We start from the raw sequence: 5,211 nt of genomic DNA on the forward strand, positions 1-5,211 counted from the left end.
GAGGTGATGCCGGCACCCATCAACCGGGCCAGCGGCTTGGCGCCACGGGCCTTCGCGTGTTCCTCGGTCTCGATGATCATCAGCGCCCCGGCCTCGCCGAACACGAAGCCGTCCCGGTCCTTGTCGAACGGTCGCGACGCGCGCTCTGGCTCGTCGTTTCGCGTCGACATGGCCCGCATCATCGAGAACGCCGCGATGGGCAGCGCCTCGATGGGCCCTTCGACCCCGCCGCAGACGGCGAAGTCAGCGTCACCCATGACGATCTGGCGCCACGCGTGGGCGATGGCCTCCGAGCCCGAAGAGCAGGCCGACACCGGAGTGATAACCCCGCCGCGGGCCCCGAGCTGCAGGCCGACCACGGCTGCGGCACCGTTGGGCATGATCATCTGAACGGCCAGCGGCGACACCTTGCGGGGGCCGCCCTCGTTCATCAGGTCGTAGCTCTCCACGATCCGCTCTGCACCGCCCAGGCCGGTGCCGACCACGACGCTGAAGCGGTCGGGGTCGACCTCGGGAGCACCCGCGGTTTCCCACAACTGCCCGCTCAGCAACTTGGCCAGTCGCTGGACGTAGGACATGCGCCGCAAGTCGAGACGGCCCATGTGGTTGTCGACGGGTTCCTTGAGGTGGCCACCGATCTTGGCTGGTAAGTCCCACTTGGTGACGAACTCGTCTTCGAGGACGTGGATGCCGCTTTCTCCGGCCAGCAAGCCCTTCCACGTGCTCTCGATGTCCGGCGCGATAGAAGTCGTCGCCGCGACGGCGGTTACCACAACGCTGGGGTAACCGCCATTAGCAGTGGAAGGCTTGGTCACTTGCTCTCCGCTTCCAGCCTGGACTTGACGTTGGCGACGGCCTCGGGGTTCTCGGTCTCGAGCTTCGCGCGCAGCGCCTCGGCAGCCTCGGGGTTCTCTTCCTCGAGCTTCTGGATGTAGGCGACGACGTCACCGACGGTCCGCAGACCGGCGAGGTCCTCGTCCGGGATCTTCACGCCGTACTTGTCCTCGGTCTGAACGGCGATCTCAACCATCGACAGCGAGTCGATGTCCAGGTCGTCGACGAACGACTTCTCCGGGGTGACCTCGGAGGGCTCGATACCGGTGACCTCTTCGATGATCTCGGCGATACCGGCGATGATTTCTTCCTGACTGACGGCCACAGTTAGTTCCCTTCGTAATATGTTGTGTGTAAACCGATTTGACGTACTCAGTGGTTCTGGCGCGAAACCGGCGGATTAGAGATTCGCCAGTTCGTCCAGATCTGCGGGTGACTTGACGGCTCGCGTCGGAACCCCCCGAAGTTCGCGTTTGGCGATACCGGTCAGAGTGCCCGCGGGCGGGAACTCCACGATCGCCGTCACATTTTGTTCGCGCAACGTCGCAGTGCACAGGTCCCAGCGCACCGGACGGGTCAGCTGCGACACCAGGCTCTGCATCGCCGCGGCGGCGGATGCCACCGGCTGTCCGTCGAAGTTCGACAACAGCGTCGCGGTGGGCTCGGCCGTGGTGACCTTGGCTGCCGCGGCGGCGTAACCGTCCAGGGCAGGGGCCATGAACTCGGTGTGGAACGCTCCGGCGACGCCCAGCGCGCGGACGCGGGCCTTGGCCGGCGGGTCCTCGGCGAGCTTCTCCAACGCGGTCAACCGGCCGGCGGCCACGATCTGTCCGGCGGCGTTGCGGTTGGCCGGCACCAGGTCGAGCTGCTCGAGGCGGGTCAGCACCTCGGCCTCGTCGCCACCGAGCACGGCGGACATGCCGGTGGGCTCGGCGGCGCAGGCCTTGGCCATCTCGGCGCCGCGGGTGGCGGCCAGCATGACGGCGTCATCGGCGGCCAGCACACCGGCGATCGCGTAGGCCGCGATCTCGCCGACGGAGTGACCGGCGACAATGAGGTCCTGACCGGCCAGTAGGCCGCGCCGGGTGAGTTCCTGGTGAGCGAGCAGGGTCGCCGCAACGATCAACGGTTGAGCGATCGCCGTGTCGGTGATCTCTTCCGTCGATGCGACGGTGCCCAGCCGAGCCAGATCCAGGCCGCTGGCCTGGGACCAAGAGGCGATCTGGTCCGCCGCGCCGGGCAATTCCAGCCACGGCGCGAGCATTCCCTCGGTCTGGGAACCCTGTCCGGGAGCAAGCAACGCAATCACGTGTCTAAGAGAACACTGTGAAGAGGGGTTTGCGCGGTGTAACAGATTATGAACCTTGTCTTAGGTTTTTGTATACCTCCTACAAAATAGCTCCGTAAGCTACATGTTTGAGATACACCCGCGATCTGTCGGCTAAATCACAGTCCGCCCTTGTTGGACGCAATACCGCCTCTGACCGGGGACGGAAGCGGCGGCACGGGAATATTAGCGCTATTGGTGTTGGCGGTCGGATAGTTCAGTTGGCCGACCGTCGCGGCCACCCGGAGGACGTACGCATCGCGTGGTTGCGTGGGATCTCGCCCGGTGAAATCGGTGATCCGCTTGAGCCGGTAGCGGACGGTGTTTGGATGAACGAACAACTTCCTGGCACAAGCCTCAATCGCGCCGCCGGAATCTAAGAAAGCGTCCAGAGTCTCGACGAGGGTCGGACCGGCGTCGGCCAGCGGGCGCATCACGTCGGTGTGCAGCGCGACGATCGCCGACGCATCACCCATCAGTGCGCGTTCGGGCAGCAGCTCGCGGGCCAGCACCGGCCGCGGCGCCCCGCGCCAGCCCGGCACCGCGTTCATGCCCGAAATCGCTTCGCTGGCGCTGTGATAGGCCGCCGTCAACATGGGCGCCGTCGGCCCGATCACCACCGGGTCGTCGGAGAACGCGCCGAGCAGATCCTTCAAAAATTTGTCGGTCGGCGACAGCTGGCCGGACACGATCGCGACCAGCCAGGTGCCGTGCACGTCGGTCAGGGCCGCCCGACCGTGCCGAGCGGCGATGTCGCGGACGTCCTGACTGGCCCGCTCACTGCCGTCGATGTTGGCGCCGGCACGCCCGGGGGCAGGGGTGCCCACCACGACCGTCGCCGGCGCGGTGGTGTCCCAGTTCAGTGCGGCGGCCCGGGACAACAGCTCGGGGCCGGTGTCACCGCGCACGATGGCGTCGACGACGCTGGCTTCCATCCGGCTGTCCCAGGCGCCGCGCGCCTCGGCGGCGTCGGCGTACGCGGTGGCCGCGGTGAACGCGAGGTCGCGGCTGTATTTGAGGATGCCGACGGTGAGCGCGGTCAATTGCTCCTCGGACCGGGCCAGCAGCGGTACGACCTCTTCGAAGAACTCCATCGTGACCCGCACCATGTCCACGGTGTGGCGCAGGGCGATGCGGCGGGTCAGGTCCTGGGGGACCAGTTCAAAGGCCTTGGCGGTGTAGCTGACGTTGCTGTGCGGGTCCTGCATCCACTCCACGAAGTTGACCACCGCGGTCTGGACCACCAGGGCGACGCTGGCGCGCTGGGAGGCTTCCAGGTCGGCGAAGAAAGGCAGCCGCTCCTGCATGGCCGAGACGGCTTCGGTGGCCAACCGGCCGGAATACTGCTTGAGCCGCCGCAGCAGCGAGTCCGGAACGCTGTCCAGCATCTCTAACGGCGACCTGGTCGCAGACCCGAGGCGGCCGAGCTGAGCAAACTGGTTGTCGTTCACTCCTAAAAGCTACGCCTTATTTCTGGAAGATTCCGCCAAAGAGCCGGGTGCCGCGCGGCGCGCGTCGGACCAACCCGCTCGCCGAACGTCACACTGGCGTGGCGCTCGACGTCGTATGCCACGCTGGCGTGACGCTCGGCGAGAAGGGGCGTCGGCGCCCGGGGGCCGGCCCGCGGCTAAGTCGCCTCGCCGGCGTCGGCCTCCTGGCCAGACGCCGCCTGCACCTCGTCGATCTTGTACTGCTGGGCGGCCTTGACCGCCACCGACGAGTCGATTTCACCGTCCCGGGCCAGCGCCTGCAGCACCCCGACCACCACCGACTCGGCGTCGGTATTGAAGTAGCGGCGGGCGGCGGGCCGGGTGTCGGAGAAGCCGAACCCGTCGGTGCCCAACGTCAGGTAGGTGCCCGGCACCCACGGCCGGATCTGCTCGGGCACCGCCCGCATCCAGTCCGACACCGCGACAACCGGACCGCGGCTGTCGGCCAGCACCTTGGTGATGTAGGCCTCGCCGGCGGGCTGGTCGGGATGGCGGAGCCGTTCCTTCTCCACCGCCACGCCGTCCCGATTCAACTCGCCCCAGCTGGTCACCGACCAGACGTCGGCCGCGACGTCCCAGTCCTTGGCCAACAGGTCAGCCGCCTTGAGCGCGTCCGGCAGCGACACCCCGGAGGCCAGGATCTGCGCGGTGCTGGACCGTTCTTCCTTGGCCGCGCGATAGCGGTAGATGCCGCGCAGCAGCCCCTCGGGATCGAAGTCTTCCGGCTCGGGCGGCTGCGGGTAGGGCTCGTTGTAAAGGGTGATGTAGAAGTAGACGTTCTCCGGGTTCTCCCCGAACATCCGCTGCAGGCCGCTTTCGACGATGTAGGCGATCTCGAAGGCGAACGCCGGGTCGTAGGACACCACGGCCGGGTTGGTGGCGGCCAGCAGCAGCGAGTGCCCGTCGGCGTGCTGCAGGCCCTCACCGGTCAGCGTGGTGCGCCCGGCGGTGGCGCCGAGGACGAAGCCGCGGGCCATCTGGTCGGCGGCGGCCCACAAGCTGTCGCCGGTGCGCTGGAACCCGAACATCGAATAAAAGATGTAGACGGGGATCATCGGCTCGTTGTGGGTGGCGTACGAGGTGCCGGCCGCGGTGAACGAGCCCACCGACCCGGCCTCGTTGATGCCCTCGTGCAGGATCTGACCGACTTCACTCTCCTTATAGGCCAGCATCAGCTCGGCGTCGACGGAGGTGTACAGCTGTCCGAGGCGGTTGTAGATCTTCAGCGACGGGAACCAGGAGTCCATGCCAAAAGTGCGGGCCTCGTCGGGAATGATCGGGACGATCCGCTTTCCGATCTCCTTGTCCCGTAACAACTCTTTGAAGGTACGCACCAGCGCCATGGTGGTGGCGACCTCTTGGTTGCCCGAGCCTTTCTTGAGCGCTTTGTAGGTGTCGCGTCCGGGGAGTTTGAGCGTCTTGCTCTTGGTCGGGCGTTCCGGGACGAAGCCGCCGAGGGTGCGCCGCCGGTCGATCAGGTAACGGATCTCCGGGGCGTCGGGGCCGGGGTGGTAGGCTCGTTCACCGCGGCCGGCACCTCGTACGCCACCCACAACGAGC

At 66.9% G+C, this 5,211-nt stretch carries 5 protein-coding genes; all 5 read right to left on the reverse strand.

The genetic code is table 11. From position 1 onward, the window contains the following. A partial coding sequence (kasA, locus tag A9X01_RS16865) for a 3-oxoacyl-ACP synthase KasA (RefSeq protein ID WP_065121837.1) occupies positions 1 to 815 on the reverse strand: 815 nt, incomplete at its 3' end. Next, on the reverse strand, positions 812 to 1,159 hold the full coding sequence (gene acpM, locus A9X01_RS16870; RefSeq protein ID WP_036359271.1) for a meromycolate extension acyl carrier protein AcpM: 348 nt from the start codon (positions 1,157 to 1,159) through the stop codon (positions 812 to 814). The genes acpM and kasA, both read right to left, overlap by 4 nt. 75 nt (positions 1,160 to 1,234) lie before the next feature. Continuing rightward, on the reverse strand, positions 1,235 to 2,143 hold the full coding sequence (locus tag A9X01_RS16875) for an ACP S-malonyltransferase (RefSeq protein WP_065121835.1): 909 nt from the start codon (positions 2,141 to 2,143) through the stop codon (positions 1,235 to 1,237). A 137-nt stretch (positions 2,144 to 2,280) separates the two neighbouring features. After that, positions 2,281 to 3,612 (reverse strand): PucR family transcriptional regulator, encoded by a 1,332-nt coding sequence (locus A9X01_RS16880; protein WP_065121836.1) that lies wholly within the window; start codon positions 3,610 to 3,612, stop codon positions 2,281 to 2,283. Positions 3,613 to 3,788: 176 nt separating this feature from the next. Further along, positions 3,789 to 5,211: transketolase-like TK C-terminal-containing protein (locus tag A9X01_RS16885; RefSeq protein ID WP_436405278.1), on the reverse strand; the 1,423-nt coding region annotated here is incomplete at its 5' end.

This window comes from Mycobacterium asiaticum (assembly GCF_001668675.1).
GTDB lineage: Bacteria > Actinomycetota > Actinomycetes > Mycobacteriales > Mycobacteriaceae > Mycobacterium > Mycobacterium asiaticum_D.